The 20,602-nt window shown below is 39.4% G+C and carries 19 protein-coding genes; 10 read left to right on the top strand and 9 right to left on the bottom strand.

Going from position 1 to position 20,602, the window contains the following annotated elements:
- The first annotated feature begins 63 nt into the window (after window positions 1–63).
- The 6 genes from lipB to DXB63_RS09015 all read left to right on the top strand — a co-directional run bounded on the left by lipB (window position 64) and on the right by DXB63_RS09015 (window position 6,550).
- Window positions 64–756 carry a lipoyl(octanoyl) transferase LipB gene (gene lipB / locus DXB63_RS09040; RefSeq protein ID WP_369869592.1) on the top strand — a complete coding sequence of 231 codons (693 nt, stop codon included), beginning with the start codon at window positions 64–66 and terminating at the stop codon, window positions 754–756.
- 245 nt (window positions 757–1,001) lie between these two features.
- Window positions 1,002–1,805: a UDP-2,3-diacylglucosamine diphosphatase gene (locus tag DXB63_RS09035; protein ID WP_122126079.1), complete on the top strand. Its 804-nt coding sequence runs from the start codon at window positions 1,002–1,004 to the stop codon at window positions 1,803–1,805.
- Window positions 1,802–2,914 carry a glycosyltransferase family protein gene (locus DXB63_RS09030; RefSeq protein WP_122126078.1) on the top strand — a complete coding sequence of 371 codons (1,113 nt, stop codon included), beginning with the start codon at window positions 1,802–1,804 and terminating at the stop codon, window positions 2,912–2,914. Before DXB63_RS09035 ends, DXB63_RS09030 begins: the two co-directional genes overlap by 4 nt.
- Before the next feature lie 21 nt (window positions 2,915–2,935).
- Window positions 2,936–4,993 carry an RNA degradosome polyphosphate kinase gene (locus DXB63_RS09025; protein ID WP_122126077.1) on the top strand — a complete coding sequence of 686 codons (2,058 nt, stop codon included), beginning with the start codon at window positions 2,936–2,938 and terminating at the stop codon, window positions 4,991–4,993.
- Window positions 4,980–5,888 carry a Ppx/GppA family phosphatase gene (locus tag DXB63_RS09020; protein ID WP_122126076.1) on the top strand — a complete coding sequence of 303 codons (909 nt, stop codon included), beginning with the start codon at window positions 4,980–4,982 and terminating at the stop codon, window positions 5,886–5,888. Before DXB63_RS09025 ends, DXB63_RS09020 begins: the two co-directional genes overlap by 14 nt.
- Before the next feature lie 95 nt (window positions 5,889–5,983).
- Complete coding sequence (locus DXB63_RS09015; RefSeq protein WP_122126075.1) at window positions 5,984–6,550, top strand: 3'-5' exonuclease; 567 nt, start codon at window positions 5,984–5,986, stop codon at window positions 6,548–6,550.
- A 17-nt stretch (window positions 6,551–6,567) separates the two neighbouring features.
- On the opposite strand, the gene DXB63_RS09010 is transcribed toward DXB63_RS09015, so the two are convergent.
- From DXB63_RS09010 to DXB63_RS09000, 3 genes are all read right to left on the bottom strand, one after another.
- Entirely contained in the window at window positions 6,568–7,866 is a 1,299-nt protein-coding gene (locus DXB63_RS09010; RefSeq protein ID WP_122126074.1) for a Na+/H+ antiporter NhaC family protein, read from the bottom strand.
- A 21-nt stretch (window positions 7,867–7,887) separates the two neighbouring features.
- Window positions 7,888–8,337 carry a hypothetical protein gene (locus DXB63_RS09005; RefSeq protein ID WP_233522833.1) on the bottom strand — a complete coding sequence of 150 codons (450 nt, stop codon included), beginning with the start codon at window positions 8,335–8,337 and terminating at the stop codon, window positions 7,888–7,890.
- Between the two features lie 97 nt (window positions 8,338–8,434).
- Window positions 8,435–10,585 (bottom strand): thiol protease/hemagglutinin PrtT, encoded by a 2,151-nt coding sequence (locus tag DXB63_RS09000; RefSeq protein ID WP_122126072.1) that lies wholly within the window; start codon window positions 10,583–10,585, stop codon window positions 8,435–8,437.
- A gap of 109 nt (window positions 10,586–10,694) precedes the next feature.
- Between DXB63_RS09000 and DXB63_RS17940 the strand changes: the two genes are divergently transcribed.
- Entirely contained in the window at window positions 10,695–10,853 is a 159-nt protein-coding gene (locus tag DXB63_RS17940; RefSeq protein WP_158563661.1) for a hypothetical protein, read from the top strand.
- Window positions 10,854–11,355: 502 nt separating this feature from the next.
- On the opposite strand, the gene DXB63_RS08995 is transcribed toward DXB63_RS17940, so the two are convergent.
- The gene (locus DXB63_RS08995; protein WP_122126071.1) at window positions 11,356–12,846 is read right to left on the bottom strand and encodes a UxaA family hydrolase; all 1,491 of its coding nucleotides are present in this window, start codon (window positions 12,844–12,846) and stop codon (window positions 11,356–11,358) included.
- 26 nt (window positions 12,847–12,872) lie between these two features.
- Window positions 12,873–13,943 (bottom strand): LacI family DNA-binding transcriptional regulator, encoded by a 1,071-nt coding sequence (locus tag DXB63_RS08990; RefSeq protein WP_122126070.1) that lies wholly within the window; start codon window positions 13,941–13,943, stop codon window positions 12,873–12,875.
- Window positions 13,944–14,195: 252 nt separating this feature from the next.
- Between DXB63_RS08990 and DXB63_RS08985 the strand changes: the two genes are divergently transcribed.
- The 3 genes from DXB63_RS08985 (at window position 14,196) to DXB63_RS08975 (ending at window position 16,582) form a co-directional block, all read left to right on the top strand.
- Window positions 14,196–15,221 (top strand): sugar kinase, encoded by a 1,026-nt coding sequence (locus tag DXB63_RS08985; RefSeq protein ID WP_122126069.1) that lies wholly within the window; start codon window positions 14,196–14,198, stop codon window positions 15,219–15,221.
- 80 nt (window positions 15,222–15,301) lie between these two features.
- Window positions 15,302–15,970 (top strand): bifunctional 4-hydroxy-2-oxoglutarate aldolase/2-dehydro-3-deoxy-phosphogluconate aldolase, encoded by a 669-nt coding sequence (locus DXB63_RS08980; RefSeq protein WP_122126068.1) that lies wholly within the window; start codon window positions 15,302–15,304, stop codon window positions 15,968–15,970.
- Window positions 15,971–16,207: 237 nt separating this feature from the next.
- Window positions 16,208–16,582, top strand: a complete 375-nt coding sequence (locus DXB63_RS08975; protein ID WP_122126067.1) for a thioesterase family protein — start codon at window positions 16,208–16,210, stop codon at window positions 16,580–16,582.
- Between the two features lie 385 nt (window positions 16,583–16,967).
- Here DXB63_RS08975 and DXB63_RS08970 read toward each other — a convergent pair whose 3' ends face one another.
- The 4 genes from DXB63_RS08970 to DXB63_RS08955 all read right to left on the bottom strand — a co-directional run bounded on the left by DXB63_RS08970 (window position 16,968) and on the right by DXB63_RS08955 (window position 20,126).
- A complete protein-coding gene (locus DXB63_RS08970) occupies window positions 16,968–17,291 on the bottom strand; it encodes a hypothetical protein (protein ID WP_122348204.1) in 324 nt (107 codons plus the stop codon).
- A gap of 87 nt (window positions 17,292–17,378) precedes the next feature.
- On the bottom strand, window positions 17,379–18,293 hold the full coding sequence (locus DXB63_RS08965) for a hypothetical protein (RefSeq protein ID WP_122126065.1): 915 nt from the start codon (window positions 18,291–18,293) through the stop codon (window positions 17,379–17,381).
- 34 nt (window positions 18,294–18,327) lie between these two features.
- On the bottom strand, window positions 18,328–19,794 hold the full coding sequence (locus DXB63_RS08960; protein WP_147332281.1) for a PDZ domain-containing protein: 1,467 nt from the start codon (window positions 19,792–19,794) through the stop codon (window positions 18,328–18,330).
- 125 nt (window positions 19,795–19,919) lie between these two features.
- Complete coding sequence (locus DXB63_RS08955) at window positions 19,920–20,126, bottom strand: helix-turn-helix domain-containing protein (RefSeq protein ID WP_122126063.1); 207 nt, start codon at window positions 20,124–20,126, stop codon at window positions 19,920–19,922.
- Between the last annotated feature and the right edge of the window lie 476 nt (window positions 20,127–20,602).

Raw genomic sequence — 20,602 nt, 5'->3', positions numbered from 1 at the left:
ATAGAATAAGTATCGTGCGGATTATACAGATTCAATAATTGTCTGTATAATCCGCTTTTTTTGTTGTCTTTTACGCTACCATTATTTATCTTTGACGGCATGAAAACGCAATTTGAAAATTGGAACCTGATACCTTATGCAGATGCATGGCATCGGCAGACGGAATACTTTGATCATCTTGTTCATGCCAAACAAGCGGGAGAATCTTACATTAATCGTATCATCATGTGCCAACATCCGCACGTATATACACTCGGTCGTAGCGGCAAAGCTGCGAATATGTTGCTTTCCGATGAACAGTTGCAACGTATAGGGGCAACCCTGTTTCATATAGACCGTGGAGGAGATATAACGTATCATGGCCCCGGACAGTTGGTTTGTTACCCCATTCTTAATCTGGAAGAGTTTCATTTGGGATTGAAAGAATATGTGCATCTGCTCGAAGAAGCCGTTATCCGTGTGTGCGCATCCTATGGAATCACAGCCGGACGCCTTGCCGGGGCTACTGGTGTATGGCTTGACGGGGAAACTTCCCGTGCCCGTAAGATTTGCGCGATAGGAGTACGCAGCAGTCATTTTGTAACGATGCATGGGCTGGCCTTTAACGTGAATACGGATTTACGTTATTTCAGTTATATAAATCCGTGCGGGTTTGTGGATAAAGGCGTTACCTCATTGGAGAAAGAGCTAGGACGCGAGGCAGACTTTGAAGAAGTGCAAACGAGATTACTGAGAGAGATAGAGACGCTCTTATAGTTTCATGGCACTCTCCCTTACGCTTGAATAGTTTCATAATATATGGAACTTTTGTTTCATATATTGTGAAACTTTAGTTCCATATATTATGAAACAAAAGTTTCTCAAGGGGGAAACTCTGTTGACTCAAAGGTGATAAGGCTGTTTTCCCATGTCCGTAAGGTAATTTCACCATATAGTAACTTTAAAGACATCACTTTGTAATACATAATCGAGACATTTGCATAACTCAAAAAACAAAAGTTATGCATCTACGCACTTATTATCCTACGATTGTCATTTCGGATATTCATTTGGGTACTTCCCACTCAAAGACGATAGAGGTTACCAACTTCCTTAAATCCGTCAACTGCGACCGACTGATTCTTAATGGAGATATTATTGACGGCTGGCAGTTACGTAAAGGTACTCATAAGAAATGGCAGGCCAAACATACGGATTTCTTTAAAGTCATCATGAAAATGATGGAGAATCAGGGAACGGAAGTTATTTACGTACGCGGTAATCATGATGATTTTCTTGACCATCTGGCGCCGATGAGTTTTTATAACATCCGTATCGTAAAAGATTGGGTGTTGGAAAGTAACGGCAAACGTTATTATGTGACGCATGGTGATATTTTTGATACGGTGACTACACACATGAAATGGCTTGCCAAACTGGGCGATGTGGGTTATACCTTCCTGTTGTGGATGAATAAAGTGTATAATAACTATCGGCTGAAACAAGGCAAACCTTATTATTCGCTTTCGCAGGCTATCAAGCAAAAAGTAAAATCAGCGGTGTCTTATATTTCCGACTTTGAGAAGGAGTTGGTTGCATTTGCCCGTGCCCGTAAATGCGACGGAGTTATTTGCGGACACATTCATCATCCGGATATGGCTGTCTATGAAGGGATTGAATATCTTAACTCCGGTGATTGGGTAGAATCGCTCTCGGCATTGGTGCAAGATGAAGAGGGCAACTGGAACATTTTCCGTTACGAAGATGTTTTAGTGACAGAGAGCAAAAAAACAGAATTAGATTCAACTATACGTCCGGCATCATGAAATTCTTATTTATCGTACAAGGAGAAGGGAGAGGGCATCTTACTCAAGCCATTACCGTAGAGGAAATGTTAAGACGCAACGGTCACGAGGTCGTTGAAGTATTGGTGGGGAAAAGCAATTCGCGGAAGCTGCCCGGATTCTTTAACCGCAGCATCCATGCGCCTGTAAAACGCTTTATAAGTCCGAACTTTCTGCCTACGGCGGCAAACAAGAGGGTTAACCTGTCACTCAGTGTGGCCTATAACCTGCTGCACGTTCCTGTATATTTTAAAAGTGTTTGTTACATTCGGGAGCGGATAAAAGAGAGCGGAGCGGATATGGTTATTAATTTTTATGAATTGCTTACCGGGCTGACTTATCTGGCATTTGCCCCGAACGTACCTTATATATGCATCGGTCATCAATATCTGTTTCTCCATAATGATTTTATCTTTCCTAAAAAGAACAGGGCGGGTATCGAGATGCTGAAGTTCTTTACCCGGATGACGAGTGTAGGTGCAAAAGAACGCCTGGCTTTGTCTTTCAGCACGATGGCGGATGATAACCGGAACCGAGTCAGGGTTGTGCCGCCTTTACTCCGTCAGGAGGTGATAGTGACCGAGTCGAAAGTCGGCGATTATATTCATGGCTATATGGTCAATTCCGGCTTTGGAGAGAATGTATTGGAGTGGCACAAAAACAATCCTTCCGTACGTATGCACTTCTTTTGGGATAAACCGGATGAACCGGAGATAAAGAAAGTGGATGATACGCTTACATTCCAGCAGATTGACGACGTGGAGTTTCTGCGCCGTATGGCTGCCTGCAAGGCTTATGCCACAACAGCAGGATTTGAATCGGTATGCGAAGCAATGTATTTGGGTAAACCTTTAATGATGGTACCTGCACATATCGAGCAGGATTGCAATGCTTATGACGCAGCCCGTAATGGAGCCGGAATCGTATCGGAGGATTTTGCCATGGGAGACTTGTTGGAGTTCTCGAAGATATATAAACCGAACAGGGATTTTATTCGTTGGGTGAGAAGCAGCGAACGGTTGTTGATGTATGCCATTGAGCATAATGCAGCTTCGTCTGCGAATATGATAAGAACCATCCCTACTATATAAATTGCTAAACAAAAATTATAAATGAAGTATTATTTGCATCGTGATGTTAGCTGGATGTATTTCAACTATCGGATCTTGCAGGAAGCGCGGAAAGAACATGTCCCTTTGCTTGAAAGGTTGACATTCTTGGGTATTTACTCGAATAACTTGGATGAATTTTACAGGGTGCGTATGGCTACCTTGAGCCGTATTGCCGACTATGAAGATAAAAGTGCCCGTTCGCAACAGGAAGAGTCGCGATTGCTTATCAAGCAGATTAATAAGCTGAATAATAAATATTCCAAAGAGTTTGAACAGACCATTGCGGAAATAAAGGAGAAACTCTGTGAAGAGAATATCTGCCTGATCGGTGTTGATGAGTTGAGTGAAGAGCAACAACAGTTTGTGCATTCGTTCTTTCAGCAGAAGCTGAGCGGATATATCAATCCGATATGGCTTTCGGCTGTTAAGCAAATCGCTGATGAAACGGACGAGAACATTTATCTTGCCATAAAAATGAGTGATGGTAACGGCAAATCCCGTCATAACTATGCGTTGATAGCTTTACCGGTTACTGTTTGCGGGCGCTTTGTCCGTTTGCCGGATGGCGACGGCAAAAGTTTCCTTATGTATCTGGATGATGTCATTCGTTTTTGTCTTCCCAAGATATTTGCCGGCACGGGATACACCGAATTCAAGGCCCATACGTTTAAATTCACCAAAGATGCGGAGATGGAAATAGACAACGACCTGCGTAATGGCTTGTTACAGAAGATATCCAAAGGAGTGAAAAGTCGTAAAAAGGGAGAACCTCTCCGCGTCATCTACGATGAGAAGATGCCGAAGGATGTATTAAAACGTGTGATGGAGAAACTGAATCTGGACAGACTTGATACCATGTTGGCAGGAGGACGCTACCATAATCATAAAGATTTGATGGCTTTTCCGGATTGCGGACGTAAGGACCTGAAGTATCCCGAATGGCCGCCTATCCTGAAGCCGGAGTTGAGTGGAGATATAAGTATATTGGAACAGGTACGTAAGAAAGACCGTTTTATTCATGTTCCTTATCATAGTTTTGACAGCTATATCCGTTTATTGCAAGAGGCTGCCATCAATAAGAATGTAAAGAGCATCAAAACCACGCTTTATCGTTTGGCTAAGGACTCTAAAGTCGTGAACGCGTTGATAAACGCAGCTCGCAACGGTAAGAAAGTAACCGTTGTTATTGAGTTGCTAGCCCGGTTTGATGAAACGTCCAATATCAACTGGTCCAAGCGGATGCAGGATGCGGGCATCCATGTCATATTCGGAGTGGAAGGTTTGAAAGTACATTCTAAAGTAACGCATATATCTATGCGTACGGGAGGGGATATTGCCTGTGTCAGTAGCGGGAATTTTCATGAGGGTAATGCACGTATGTATACGGATTATCTGTTGATGACGGCCCAAAAGAATATAGTTCGTGAAGTAAATGCAGTCTTTGATTTTATAGAAAAGCCGTATTCACCGATAAGGTTTAAAGAACTATTGGTCTCTCCGAACGAAATGAAACAGAAATTTGTCAGACTGATAAATGATGAAATCCGCAATAAGCAAGCGGGGAAGCCTGCCTATATAAAAGTGAAAATAAACCATGTTACCGACCCTGTTATTGTGAAAAAGCTCTATGAAGCGTCGGCAAACGGGGTGGAAATAGATATGGTGGTACGTGGTAATTGTTCGCTGATAACAGGTGTTCGTGGTGTAAGTGACACGATACGTATTAATGGTATCATTGACCGGTACTTGGAGCATTCCCGCATATTTATATTCGCAGCGGGTGGGGAAGAAGAGGTTTTTATCGGTTCGGCAGACTGGATGCCACGCAATCTGGACAACCGGATAGAAGTGATAACTCCGATTTATGATGCGGATTTGAAAGCGGATTTGAGACAAGTGGTCGAATTCGGATTGAAAGATACGTTGCAAGGACGTTGGGTGGATGGCAGTGGGAAGAATTTACCTTGGGACGGCAATGACGGACTTCCGTTCCGTTCACAAGAAGCGTTATACAATTATTATAAAGATTCAATAGGAGAAAACAATGAAAAAGGTTAATTACGCGGCGATTGATGTCGGCTCAAATGCTGTACGGCTTTTGATAAAAGGAGTTGATAAGGAGGCGATGACTCCGGATGAGAAGTTTTCAAAGGAATTGTTACTTAGAGTCCCTTTGCGTCTAGGTTTTGATGTGTTCACATTAGGTGCTTTATCGGATGCCAAAGCTGTAAAGTTGAAACGCTTGATGAAAGCATTTAAGCAACTGATGAAAATATACGATGTGGTTGATTATCGTGCTTGTGCCACTTCTGCCATGCGTGATGCAAAAAACGGGTCGGTTGTATTAAAGAATATAGAAAAAGATACCGGGATTCATATCGATGTGATTGACGGAAAAGAGGAAGCAGCTATCATTTACAATAATCACATGGAGTGTATCACGGATAGAACGGGAAACTATATGTATGTAGATGTGGGCGGAGGAAGCACTGAGATTAACTTCCTGACAAATGGTGAGTTAATCTATTCCAATTCCTATAACATCGGTACGGTGCGTATGTTGAGTAATGCAGTGGATGAAGAGGCTTGGATAACATTGCGGGAAGACTTGACTAAATTATATGAGTTCTATCCGAATATCAATTTAATCGGTTCGGGCGGGAATATTAACAAACTATTCCGTTTGGCAGAGAAGAAGGATAAGAAGTTGCAGCGGATGACGATATCTTCATTGGAAGATCTCTATGAAGCATTGAAGATCCTTCCTTTGGAAGAACGTGTAAAGCAGTTTAAACTGAAAATGGATCGTGCGGATGTGATTATTCCTGCTGCCGAGATTTATTTGTTTATAGCCAACATCGTTAAACCTGAATATATTTATGTTCCCATCATTGGACTATCCGATGGTATTATTGATAATCTGTTGCTAGAGGAAAAGCAAGAGGAAAACTAATAAGGATGGTTAAGGGACTGCTTGAATTATCCTTTAACTTTGAAAGAAATAAAACTATTTTTAGTAGCTTTGTGGCAATTAATAAATAATGAGCCATGAAGCTACTGTTCTTTGATCTTGAGACAACAGGCATTAAATATTGGAAAAACGGTATTCATCAGATAAGTGGTGAGATTGTCATAGACGGGGAAACAAAAGAGACTTTTAATTATAATGTCTGTCCCAACCCTCAATGTGAGGTAGATGAGACCGCTTTGCAGGTTTGTGGAGTAACTCGCGAACAGATATTTGCTTATCCGGATATGCACGAAGTATATTTGGAGTTTGTGAATATGCTGTCCAAATACGTCGATAAATATAACAAGGATGATAAGTTCTTTCTGGTTGGTTATAATAATGCTTCATTCGATAATTCTTTCCTGAAAGCTTTCTTTGTACAAAACGGCGACAGTTTCTTTTATTCCTGGTTTTGGGTGAACTCGATTGATGTAATGGTGTTGGCAACACAGCATTTAATGATGAAGCGTCATTTAATGAAAGACTTTAAGCAGGAGACGGTGGCCCGTACGTTGGGTATAGAATTGGATTCTTCCAGACTGCACGATGCTGCCTATGATATTTGGCTGACACGTCAGATATACGAGGCAGTGAAAAGCTTCTGACGATCGTCGGCAGGGAATCAGGAATATCTCTTCGGATAGCGGAATAAGATAGCCAGTAATGCGAATATTCCCATTGTCACCGGGTAATACAAATACCGGATGATACTTAATGGAGAAATAGAAGCAAGCTCTGCCGCTATAAGCATTTGTGCTCCGTAAGGTATAATACCTTGTATGAGGCATGAGAATGTATCAAGAATACTTGCGCTTTTTCTTTTATCCAAATGGAATTTATCTGCAATGTCTTTTGCTATCGGACCGATTGTGATGACAGCTATTGTATTGTTTGCCGTACATAGATTTGCGATACTTACGAGTGCTGCTATGCTGAGTTCGGCAGCTCTCTTGCTGTTTACATGTTTTGTCAGCTTCTCTATAATATAGGCGATGCCTCCGTTGTAACGGATCATTTCGAGCATTCCGCCTGCCATAAGGGTGATGATGATGAGCTCTCCCATGCCTGTAATGCCGTTGCCCATTGCTCCAAACCATCCGAAGAAATCGAATCCGGAAGTAAACAGCCCGATAATTCCGGTAACGGCAATACCCAAAAGTAAAACGAGAGTAACATTCAGTCCGGCAATGGCGGTTCCCAATACGACAAGATAGGGGATAACCTTTATCCATTCTATTTGTTGGATTTGTGCAGGAGCTTGTACGGATATACCTTCAAAGATATAAATGATTAGAACGAAGAGTGCGGCGGGAATAACAATCATGCTGTTTACTTTGAATTTATCCCGCATAACACATCCTTGTGTACGTGTCGCTGCTATTGTCGTATCTGATATGAAGGATAAGTTATCTCCGAAGAAAGCACCGCCTACTACGATAGCTACCATGAAAGGTAATGCTACTCCGGTCTTTTCCGCTATTCCTACTGCAACGGGGGTGAGGGCTACAATCGTTCCGACCGATGTGCCGATGGACAGTGATATGAAACAGGCTGCAATAAAGATTCCTGCCAACAAAAGATTATCCGGCAATATGGTGAGAGTGAGGTTCACGGTTGCATCAATCGCTCCCATAGCTTTCGCCGATTGTGCAAAAGCTCCTGCCAAGATGAATATCCATATCATTAACATGATATTTTTGTTGGAAGCCCCCATGGAAAAGTGATAGATACGGTCGTTCAGGTTTAGTCCTTTGGTAATAAGAATGGCGTAGACGGATGATACCAGAAATGCTACCGTGATGGGCACTTTGTAGAAATCATTGACAACGAGGGAAGTAACAAGATAAAGGCAGAGAAAAACAAATAAGGGACTTAATGCCCATAGACTTGGTTTATTGACAGTTGTATTGTTTGTATGCATAAGTAATCAATTCGGAAATATCTATTCCTTGTTAATTGTTAGTCTCGGTGTAATTTTAATCTTTTTACATCCGGTAAGTCCGTTTTCTATTCGTTTATTTAGTTCGTTTACTTCATCTTTATATTGGGTACGTATTCCACAGTTCCAGGCCTCTGTCAGTGGATATTTGTCAATGATATGTTGCATCAGTTCGTTCATGGAGGGAGCTGATTGCAACTTACTGTATTCTTCATACGTATAACTTAGGAAAACGACATTAGCGCCGATACCTCTGTTATCTAATAAGTATCCTTGTGCCAATCGGGTAGGATAAGCTAATTTACCCTGATAATAGGTATCTTGCGGATCGGGATAGGAGAGGATACGCGTCCGTCCTTCATCCATTATAACCGGGATATTTGCGTAATAATCTTTGCCGGTTTTATAAATAATGGTTTGAGGGCCGGTGGCTGCAAAGATTGGAGTTTCCATAGGGGATGTAACAGGGTTTACTACTGTCCGGCCGGAATGGCAGGACAGTAGGGTAAATAGTAGGAATGGAAGTAGGTATTGAACTTTCATTGTAATGTCATTCTTTTATGAATTTATGAGTTTCTATCTTATCATTGGATTTTACTTGGAGCATATAGCTTCCTGTCGGTAATGAAGACAGATTTATTTCAATATTACCGGATTGTAACGGTTTATTTGATAAAACTGTTTGCCCTGATAAGTTAAATATTTGTATATCGGTAACTTTTTCTTCAGAGTTGATATAGAGCGTATTATTGGCAGGATTCGGATAAATGTTGGTGGTAGCAATACTTTGTTTCGAAATACCGGAGGTGTTTTCGTTGATTGTAATTTTGATTTTATTGTCGTCAGACCAGAATATTCCTCCTAAACTCATACTATATGCGGCTACGTATGCAGTGTGTTCTCCCGCACTCTGGGTAACTAGTCCTGTCATTCGTACAGTCTTGCTTTCTCCGTCTTGAAGATATACCCCTTCTGCCCAGAAAATAGTTTGTCCGATAACAATACATAAAGCCTGATTAAATTCGGGACCTTTGTTTTTTACTGTAAATTCAAATGTTCCGCTTTCTCCTTCTGTCAATTCATCTATAACTTTTAAATCGGATATTTCTATCTCTGAATCCTGATTATCTTCTACATAGAAATTTGTTGTCTTGTCGGCAGTTATTGCATTTACATATTGAGCCATATAACATGGACCTTGCATGATATTCCATGTGTCGGAACCCTTAACTTTATATGCCGGATAGATCTTATAACTACCTTCCGGGAATGACGAACCTTTTACGGATAATGTGACCGGAATATATCTATTTGATGCTATGGTAACATTACTTTTCTCACTGATATATTGATAGTTACCATCTTGTTCTAAAGCTAATGCTATGCTTCCGGTAAATGCTTCTAAACCATGATTTGCTACAATATATATAAACTGAGTACTTGAATTTTCTGATATACTCTCATCATTGAAGTCCATTAGCATAAACTTCAAATCCGGTTCTTTGGGAGCTTGTACTTCGCCTTTTAGCGGTTGTATACCTATGATAGCAGATTGTCTGAAACTATATCCACCATAACCGCCACCGATACCTTCGATACCCGGACTAAGAATATTCAGTTCAAAATAACCGTTGCTTTGTCCGCCCCATCCCCAATTTATATGGAAAAGCCCGTCTTCATCATATCCGTCGCACACAAAAGAGTGTCCTCCTGCAGCTGATTGACCATTGTAGATGACCGGACGGTCATTACTTAATTCTTTTTTGATAAGGGATTTCCATTCATCAGTGGTATAATAATCACGATTGCAATATTTGACACTTGCTGCATCATAATTGAAATAATCCACTAAAGCACCGGCAATGGATGTATCGTAGGCATTGCTGACTATATAATGATAATCCATATCTACTGCTACTCCGCAATGATACATCAGTGTAGCTACAGCTGTAGCTTGTTCTTCGGAATATTCTCCGGGAGTGTATGTATCTAATATATTGTTCCAATCGTATGTCGTGTTCTCAAAATCCGCAGATAAATTCAATTTTACAGTAGTAGTCCTGTAAGAATGTTGGCCTACTCCATGAGTTGGATATTGGTGGAATTTCATAACCTGTGCCATTGCAGTGGCTACACATCCGGTGACAGATCTTTCACCGTCCGGAACATCAGGACAAAGATTGTTATAGGGAGCGTCTTGATTAAATGCGATTTTACCTAATAAAGGTTCTACTTTGCTCTTATATTCATTAGACTTAGAAGATTCTCCTTGTTGTGTCAGATTAAAATCTCCCGGTAGTTGTGATAGTCGTTTTAATTCATTCTTGTAGCAGTCGAGCCAATATTGAAAGTTTGCAGGAATATTGTCTATATCGAAATAACCGGAATCTGTGTATCCTAGTATGGCTTTATAGCGATCGTCACCGGAAACAAGAATGAATCCGTTGTTATCTTCACGATTAAAGACATAAAAGTAATTGTGGGATGAAGTGCTCTGTTCTAAATTCTTGTCTGTGCAAGTGTAGGCTAGTTGTAGTGTAGCTTGTGTGCTTGACTTGACTTTTGTTTGGTTCAGAGTTGTGTTACTTTTGATGAAAGACCCTGCAATGTTTTTCGCTGTAGTCACATCAATGGGATTTGCATAACTAGGTGCTAAGAAAATGCACGCTAATACGAATGATAGTAAAGTTCGTTTATCCATAAGATAGTAATTTTGTTCGGGGCAAAATTACTATAAATTCCGAAAGGAATGATAATAAAGATAGAAAAGATTTGTGTTGACTAAGCTCTCTATCAATATATCTGCAATCATGATGAACGATTCCATCCGCCGGAACCCGGACGAGGTCCTGATGTTGCTGGAACTGATACCCGACCAGTATAACATTACCGGGAACTATACGGAGATATGCACCTCGCTGGGATGGGGTAGGGGCGTATCTATCAGTTGCCATATTTTGCTGATTTAGCAGTTATTCAACTTTTACTTTGATTTGCCTTCACCTTATCACTCTTTGCTTCTTCATGATTGATTGGTAGTATGTTACAGTGAAGGCAACTTTTTTCTGACACGGATGGAGCTGAAGATAGATTTCTTTTATTATTAATCCGTTATAATCAGCCTAATCAGCGTTATCCGTAAACCAAGTTCTCTAAAACTATTATGAAAAAGTGTATGAATAACCAATCAACTTTTCGGGTGCAGTTCACTAAAAAAGTGCTTTCACTCTAATAGACTGTATGTCAATGATAAAAGAATAAAAAGTGATAAGGTGAAGACAGAAAAAAGTAATTTTGATTTATGCAAATACAGCATGAAGTTTTTAAAAATGACCTTGATGTTTTTAAAAAACATCGGGTTGATTGAAAAAAACATCAGGACGTTTGAAGACAAACATACGATCCTTTGTTTGCAAACGATAGGAGTTTGTGGACAAAGGACCGTACCTTTTTTATTTAAAGCAAGAATCTTTATAAGGTAACGCCTGTTTTGAAGATTGCAATCTCCCGATAACCTTTCTTTTCGTTGTTAACGGGTTCTCCGCTTGCTACCTTTATAATATAGTCAATGAAACGCTCACAGGTTTTCTCCATCGGTTCGTTTTCTACGATAACTCCTGCATTGAAATCAATCCATCCCGGTTTGTTTTTCGCCAGATTGGAGTTTGTAGAGATTTTCATTGTCGGAACAAAAGTTCCGAAAGGAGTTCCTCGCCCGGTAGTGAACAGAACCATGTGGCATCCGCAAGAAGCGAGGGCAGTGGCTGCCACTAAGTCGTTGCCCGGTGCGGAAAGCAGATTCAGACCTTTTACTTTTAGTCTTTCGCCATAGGCTAATACACCTTCAACATAGCTTTTGCCACATTTCTGTGTACATCCTAAAGCCTTATCTTCAAGAGTGGAAATACCTCCGGCCTTGTTGCCCGGTGATGGATTTTCTCCTACCGGTTCTCCGTGTGAAAGGAAGTACTCTTTGAAGTCATTGATAAGCTTAACGGTTTCATTAAATAGTTCTTTATTTCGGCAGCGGTTCATCAGGATGGTTTCGGCACCAAACATTTCGGGCACTTCTGTCAATACAGACGTTCCTCCCTGTGCAATTAAGAAATCGGAAAACATTCCTAAAAGCGGATTGGCGGTGATTCCTGAAAATCCATCGGAGCCTCCGCATTTTAAACCGACTCTTAATTCCGATAACGGAACATCGACACGAGTGTCTTTACTTGCTTTTGTGTATAACTCGCGCAATAATTTCATTCCTTCTTCAAATTCATCACCTACTTTCTGAGTAACCATGAAAGATACCCGGTCTTTATCATAATCCCCAAGAAATTCTTTGAAAACGTCCGGTTGATTATTCTCACATCCTAATCCTACCACCAAAACAGCTCCTGCATTTGGGTGAAGTACCATATCACGGAGAATCTTTTTGGTGTTTTCATGATCATCTCCCAATTGAGAACAGCCGTAATTGTGCGTAAATGCGACGATTGCATCAACATCTTTGCTATCCGTTTCTTTGCGAAGCGCTTCTGCCAATTGGTTCACGATACCGTTCACGCATCCTACAGTCGGAATAATCCAAATCTCGTTGCGCACGCCTACGTCACCGTTTCTACGACGGTAACCTTTGAAGGTTAAATCCTTTTTGGGTATATCCAATGATACAGGTATCGGATTATAGGTATATTCTAATAAACCGGCCAAATTGGTCTTGATGTTTTTCTCATTTATCCAGTCACCTTGTTTGAGAGCGGTAAGGGTGTGTCCGATAGGATAACCGTATTTTATGATGTTCTCTCCTTCGGTAAAGTCTTTGAGTGCCACTTTGTGTCCGGCCGGAACGTCCTCATTCAAGTGGATGGTTATGTTATCCACGGTAATAATTTCACCGGCTTTGAGATCGGTGATCGCTACAATCACATTGTCATCCGGATTGATTTTTAAATACTTAGTTTCCATTTTATTCTATAAATAAGTTTAATGTTTTATTGTTGAAATTTTAAATAGTAGTCGATCGTCTCTTTGGTAATAAGGTCAATCGGCATATAATTAATGGTCTGTATGTCTTTCTTGAAAATAAGGTGTTCGCAAAATGCTTTTATACTGTTGTACCCTTGTATCTCCGGTTGCTGGGCAATGAGGAACGTTACAAAACCCTGTTTTAAGCTAACTACGTTGCGGTCTAATAAATCATATCCCACCAAGCCGAAATTATCCTTTTTCCTATTTTGCAGATATTCGCCGATGATATATACTTTGGAGTTAAAGGTAATACCGCAAGTGACATTCGGATGTTCTTCAAAGAATTTGTCCAGCATACTATTATCTTCACTCGGACGTTTTGCATGAAGGTCAAGCTCCAGTATCTTACAGTCGGGATGATGTTCCTGCATATATTGTTTAAATCCTATTTCTCTGTTTTCCTGTTGGTTTGATCCTACGATTCCTTCATTAATTTTACGGAATATAACAATCTCCTCTTTATTATCGGCAATCATCATTAGCATGCGGGCGGCAAAATATCCGCTTTGACGGGAGTTTTGTCCGAAGAATGCCAACGGGGGAATTTCTTTAATATTAGAGTCTATATATATATAAGGTATAAGAAGAGAATCCAATTCATCGGTAAATATCTTGGTAAACTGAGGTGCCGTGGGAGCAAATATAACTCCATCCGGTGTTTCGGATAGCACCTTTTGGGCTGCCGCTAAAAAAGAAGTATAATCATAAGGATCATAATAGGCTGTTTTTACTGAGATATGAAAATCGGAATAGGTGGTAATGGCTTCATTTATTCCCTTTTCTACTGCTGTCCAATATTCTCCTTCCAGATGTTGGGGCAGAAGACAAGAGAATAGATACTTTTTGTTGGAGGCAAGGGCACTTGCATACATATTGGGTTGGTAGTCCAGTTGCTTCAATATTTCCTCAACTCGTTTACGGCTCGATTCTGATACTCCGGAACGGCCGTGTATGACGCGGTCTACTGTTCCAACGGATACATCTGCCAGCCTGGCAATGTCTTTTATTCTGATTCTCTCAGGTAGTTTATTCATATTATACCTTATTTATATAGGACTTCGTGCACGGGCACAATAATAATTTCAATTTTTTCGTCACAAATATATAACAATTTTTGTAATTACGAAAATTGTTGTATCTTTGTGCACGCACACGGAAGATATATTTTAAGTATGATATTGTTCTGTATCACCTTTATATCAGCAGTTTGTGCCGTATTTAAGTGTTTGATTATAAATTGAAACATAATATATTAATTAATAACTTATTTATTAAAAAACAAAACTATGGGAAAGAAAGTTGTTACATTAGGCGAAATCATGTTGAGATTGTCAACTCCGGGTAATACTCGTTTTGTTCAGTCTGATTCATTTGATGTTGTGTATGGTGGTGGTGAAGCTAACGTTGCCGTTAGTTGCGCTAATTATGGACACGATGCATATTTCGTAACTAAACTCCCAAAACACGAGATTGGTCAGTCGGCTGTAAATGCTTTAAGAAAATATGGTGTAAAGACTGATTTCATTGCGCGTGGTGGTGACCGCGTTGGTATTTACTATCTTGAAACAGGTGCATCCATGCGTCCGAGTAAGGTTATTTATGACCGTGCTCACTCAGCCATTGCAGAAGCGGATGCTGCTGATTTTGATTTTGATGCTATTATGGAAGGTGCCGACTGGTTCCATTGGTCAGGTATTACTCCCGCTATTTCTGATAAAGCTGCCGAATTAACTAAGTTGGCTTGTGAGGCTGCAAAGCGTCACGGTGTAACTGTTTCTGTTGATTTAAACTTCCGTAAGAAATTGTGGACAAAGGAAAAAGCGCAGTCTATTATGAAACCTTTGATGCAATATGTTGATGTTTGTATCGGTAACGAAGAAGATGCCGAACTTTGCTTGGGCTTCAAACCGGATGCTAATGTAGAGGCGGGTGAAACAAATGCTGAGGGCTATAAGGGTATCTTCAAGGCAATGGCAAAAGAATTTGGATTTAAATATGTTATTTCTACTCTTCGTGAATCATTCTCTGCCACTCACAACGGATGGAAAGCTATGATTTACAACGGTAGCGAATTCTATGAATCAAAACGCTACGATATTAATCCTATTATTGACCGTGTAGGTGGTGGTGATTCATTCTCCGGTGGTATTATCCATGGTTTGATGACGAAGCCTAACCAAGGTGCTGCTCTTGAGTTCGCTGTAGCCGCTTCTGCTTTGAAGCATACGATTAATGGTGACTTTAACTTAGTTTCTGTGGAAGAAGTTGAAGCTTTGGCTGGTGGTGATGCTAGTGGTCGTGTACAGAGATAGGATTTGAATTAATAATTAACAATTAAGAATGGAAAACGGGGAATACTCGTCATTCTTAATTTATATAACTAAAAAATAAAATGGCAAAGTTTGATAAGATAGCCGTATTGAACAAGATTGGTTCTACCGGCATGGTTCCTGTGTTTTACCATAAAGATGCAGAAGTAGCAAAGAAAGTAGTGAAAGCCTGTTACGAAGGTGGAGTTCGTGCATTTGAATTCACTAATCGTGGTGACTTCGCTCACGAAGTGTTTGCCGAAGTAGTGAAGTTCGCAGCCAAAGAATGTCCTGAAATGGCGATGGGAGTAGGTTCTATCGTTGATCCGGCAACTGCTGCCCTTTATTTACAGCTTGGTGCTAATTTCGTTGTAGGTCCGTTGTTTAATCCGGAAATCGCTAAGATTTGTAATCGCCGTTTAGTTGCCTATACTCCGGGATGCGGAAGTGTTTCTGAAGTAGGTTTCGCACAAGAAGCCGGTTGCGATCTTTGCAAGATATTCCCGGGTGACGTTCTCGGTACAAAATTAGTGAAAGGTTTGTTAGCTCCTATGCCATGGTCTAAGTTGATGGTTACCGGTGGTGTTGAACCGACACAGGAAAATCTGACAGGTTGGGTTAAAGCCGGAGTATTCTGTGTAGGTATGGGCTCTAAACTTTTCCCGAATGATAAAGTTGCTGCTGAAGATTGGGCTTACGTAACAGCTAAATGTAAAGAAGCATTAAGCTATATTCAGGAAGCTCGTAAATAATGCAATAAAAAACGGCTTAATGATTAAGCTGTACTTTGAAATCCTTCGATTGGGTTAGTTAGTAAGAAGGCATTTCTATCATTTTGTTTAAAGGTGTTTTAAAGGTGATGAACCATCGAAAACGACTGTGTTAGTGAGGTCTGTTTTCGGTGGTTCGTTATTTTTATTAGCTCGGTTTTCTTTAGTTACTTAAAAGTATTACTTTTGCCTCATTGAATATAATAACAGTAATTGGGTATGGAAACAGGATTAACATTTACAAGTAAAGCAGTTGTAAAAAAGGAAAATACAGCTATAACGATGGGCTCGGGAGATATGGAAGTTTTTGCTACTCCTGCAATGGTGGCATTGATGGAGAATGCAGCGATGAAAGCTGTCGCTGCGGAGTTGTCCGAAGGAGCCACTACGGTAGGTGCAATGATGAATACCTCACATATCAAACCGTCTCCGCTTGGTGCGGAGGTATCTGCCACTGCGGTACTCACTGAGGTTGACGGTCGTAAACTTACTTTTTCCGTAAAAGCGAGTGATGAAGCCGGAGTGGTAGGTGAAGGTACACATATTCGCTATATCGTTGACCGGGAACGTTTTCTTTCCAAATTGAATAAATAGTATATAGTATTGGTAATGACTGAAACAATCACCTTGATGTTTTTTAAAAACATAAGGTTGATTGTGAACAAACATCAGGGTGTTTTTCAAAAACATCGGGTTGATTGAAAAGGTGACATTATTGACATCGGATAAATTAGAATCGGTTTGAGTTATTTAGATCGTATAGTCAATTAGGTGAATTGAGTATCTGGCTATGTACAAATATAAAGAAACCAAGTAAGAATCGTTTCTTAAATTTGATATTAAAAAAGACAAACTTGAAAGAAGTTTGCCTTTTTTAATATTTAAGGAATGAAAGGACATTGATATTTCGCAATGGTCCTTTCTTCCGTTTTCTTCACTATATATACTTTCGAATACCTGTTATAACTTTTGTTATACACTACATAACCATAGCCTTCCTGAGTAGAAAGTTTTTCATTCCATCCATATGAGGAATAGACGTTATATCTTCAAGCCCATTTACAGGTCCTATTTCTGATACAACATCATCAGAAAAAATTCCGGCACGCGAAAACATAGGATGGAAGAAAAAAGAACTGTCAATTGTTGCTCCGTAATATGAATCTACCGTTATTACACCATCTTTATCATTTTCATCATCGTCATCACCACAAGACGTTAATATTCCCATAGGAATCACACACACGAATACCCACAATAACCAAGAATACATGTTCCTTTTTCCTAATGTAATTGTTTTCATAACTTTGTTTTTTAGTGTTTATAGTATTATTATTTCACACAGGTATCTTTACGTTTTTTTATCGTAAAAAAAACTCTTTTACTGGTCTTAATCACCAGCAAACAATTTTATAGCAATCCCTAGAGTGATATCCCAAACAAACTTTCCGCCAAATTTGTCTCCTTCTTTTGTTTTGAAAGCCTCTTTCAAGTTACCAATACCTAATCCCAAACCACCAAAAACTCCGAAACGGGTAGAATCACCGAAATAATAATTATACGATAAATCTAAGCTCAAAGCATATCCGGGACACACCGGTGTTTCAGAAAAAGTAACGCCCATATTAAATTCCTGTTCATCGTCATCTCCCCAAATACCGTAATAACCGAGTCCACTATGCCAGGAAAGTTTATCTTTATTGTCACTATTGAATATCCAGTCTTTACCTACTCCACCATAAAGAATAAAACCTCCTGCATTACCAAGGCACGCTTTTAACCGGGCGAATTCACCATACATATGCGAAGCACCTAAATTAAATGTAAGATTAGGATAGCCTACAGCCGAGTATCTCATGCCCGAATAAGCCATTCGCCCCATACTGCTACCCAAGTTGGAAACTGCATTTTCTACTACATTAACCGTATTTTCCTGGACTTCTCTACGGTAAGTATTAGTATTGCCTGATGTACCGGAACTACTGTCATGGTATAAAGTTTTGAGAACATAAGTGCGTACGGTGGGTTGTCCACTACGTATAGATGTAGAACCTCCCGGATTCACAATCTGTCTTTTCTGACAGTCATAAGCCTCAAACCAAGAAAGATTACCATTGATAGTAATACTACCTCTTACTGTATAAGTACCTTTGGATGTTTTCAATGTAACCGGTTCGCAAATATCACTACCAACCCTGAAAATATTGACAATATCTTGCGCTGTAAGAAAAGTAGGTATAATTAATAAAAATAGGCATAATGTTCTTCTTTGTTTTATAACAAAACTCATTGATGCTTTTTTCATATTCTTTCGATTATAAATTAATGACACGTTCTAATTATTTCTTTGGGTTCAAGAAATTGACATCAACCGATAAAAAATAGCATTTATCGTAGAGATTGCCTGTTAAAATCATCTTTTTGCCATTACGTTTGATTTCGTATGTGTCGTTTTTGTTTGCCTGGTGGATAAATGCAGGAAAACTTATTTCACAATAATCAAAAAAAGCATTGTTTTCAATACGATTACATATTGGACTTTCTTGGAAGGCATATGGAAATACATCTGTAAGTCCGGTAAGCAATTTTCCCAAACATTGTTTTTTGAATTTAATAGAGATGGGATGAGATTCTCTTTGTAACCTTCCGTTAAGATACATTTTATATTTTACCTCGATACGTGACTTACCATTGATTTTAAGTATTTCATCACCAGGCTGAAGTCCCAATTTATCTGCCGGGCTATCTTTATATATGTCGGTTACTATAGGAAAGTTTTCATCCCAACAAACACCTGACCATGCCTTGCAAGGTTGCAAAAATACATTTCTACCCGGGAAAGCGCGACAATACTTAAGTACCTTATGACTGGCTGAACTGAGGCTTTCACTATAGTTCAATCTTTTTGAGTAGCGAAGTTGCCATAGGACTGGCGGAATGCTTTGATTTGGATCTAGCATTTTTTTTGCGTCTAACAAAGAAACTTCTAAAAAATGAGTGCTTGATATATTTTCATGAGTATAACCGCCGTCAGTTATTTTTTGAGGAGAGCGTTTAAATGAGTTTATATAAGTACCGTATTTCCCTTGTGTTACATAAGTATTACTTCCCCGGTCAACATAGGTCGTTGTTTGCGGAACATAAGTGGATGTAACTGATTCTTCCTCGTTGAATGATACTTTGAGAATCATATCGGGATTTTCGTCATCGACGATGAGTGGAAATCCGCTATTCATTAAAGAATTGAGAGCTTCTTTGGCAAGCTCCTTTTCTAATAGCGGATCTGATGAAGATAATACAATAGATACTTTACGGAATTTGCTCCAGTCGGGAATGTCGTCATCTGTTTTAATTTCTATCCCACTATTTTTATAGTTGTCTATTATTGAACTACTAAAGACAAACACCCCATCTAAATTTTCAAATGTTTCGTCGAAACCGCGCATATTCAAGTTGACGGGGGTATATTCAAGGTCATAGTCTACATCGTGGAGTATCGAGTGCAAAACCAAACTCACTCGTCCGTCGCGTCCATTTAGCATAGGATAGATGTCTTCGGGTACTATAGTGTTTACATCTTTTCCGTTTATAGAGATGATATAATCTAAATTAGCAGGTACGAAATCTTTTGTCCCTGTTATATCATCCATATAGATGAAATTGTAGAAACTTACTACGGTCAATTTGTCCGGATTATACTTTTTTAGCCGATTGACCCACATTGCATTAGTAGAACTGTTAACTGCCGCACAGAGGGGGAGTGTCATTACACTTATTACTACAAAAAGGAGAAATAATTTTTTCATAATGCTTGCATCTAAAATTAATATCATTAATTTTCATTGTGCAAAGAACGCGAAAAAGCATCAAAGAGATCTATATGACATATGATACAAATGATACATTTTTGTATCGTATTTGATACACAGATTTACTTTTGTAATTCATTTGAATACAGTTGAAAGAAATCATAATCCAAAGCACGGGAAATACGTAATAACAATCGCGTATCGATACTGTCCTTTTCGAAAAGTCGGTAGAGATTAGCACGTTCACAAGAAAGTAAGCGAGCGAGGTGAGAAACAGTCATTCCTCTTTCCATCAATCGTGCCTTGATAAGTTGTCCGATAGGTTTCATGGTTTTATTTGCCTGTCATAACCTGCAAGCCCTTATGCAGTCGTTATTCTTTATATTATGTATAGGACTTGAACTTTTCCCGACTGATATACTTACTTCAATTGGCGATTTTTCAGATATAGGAGCAAGAAAAGTAATACATAATACTACATGATGCATAGAAACATAAAAAAAGCGTGAACTTACTTTTTTTATTCATATCTGAAGGTATCGCCAAACACCTGATCTGTCAAATAAAAGAAAGTAAAGCCCACGCCGTAAGCGTGAGCACCAGACTTTACTTCTTTGACAGATCTTCAAATTGGCGATTTTTCAGATATCAAAAAGTTAAAGCTAATGCTTTATTCATATTTTCTAAACTAATGCAAATTTAGATAAAAATATTCGATTTATAAGCGTGCTTCATAAAAGAATAGCTTGTTTTATTATAGTTTCACTATATAACATCAGGTTGATTGAAACAGTGACAAGTGACA

It is taken from the genome of Bacteroides sp. OM05-12, from assembly GCF_003438995.1.
In the GTDB taxonomy this organism is placed as follows: Bacteria; Bacteroidota; Bacteroidia; order Bacteroidales; family Bacteroidaceae; genus Bacteroides.
This window is presented reverse-complemented; position numbering and strand designations above follow the sequence as displayed.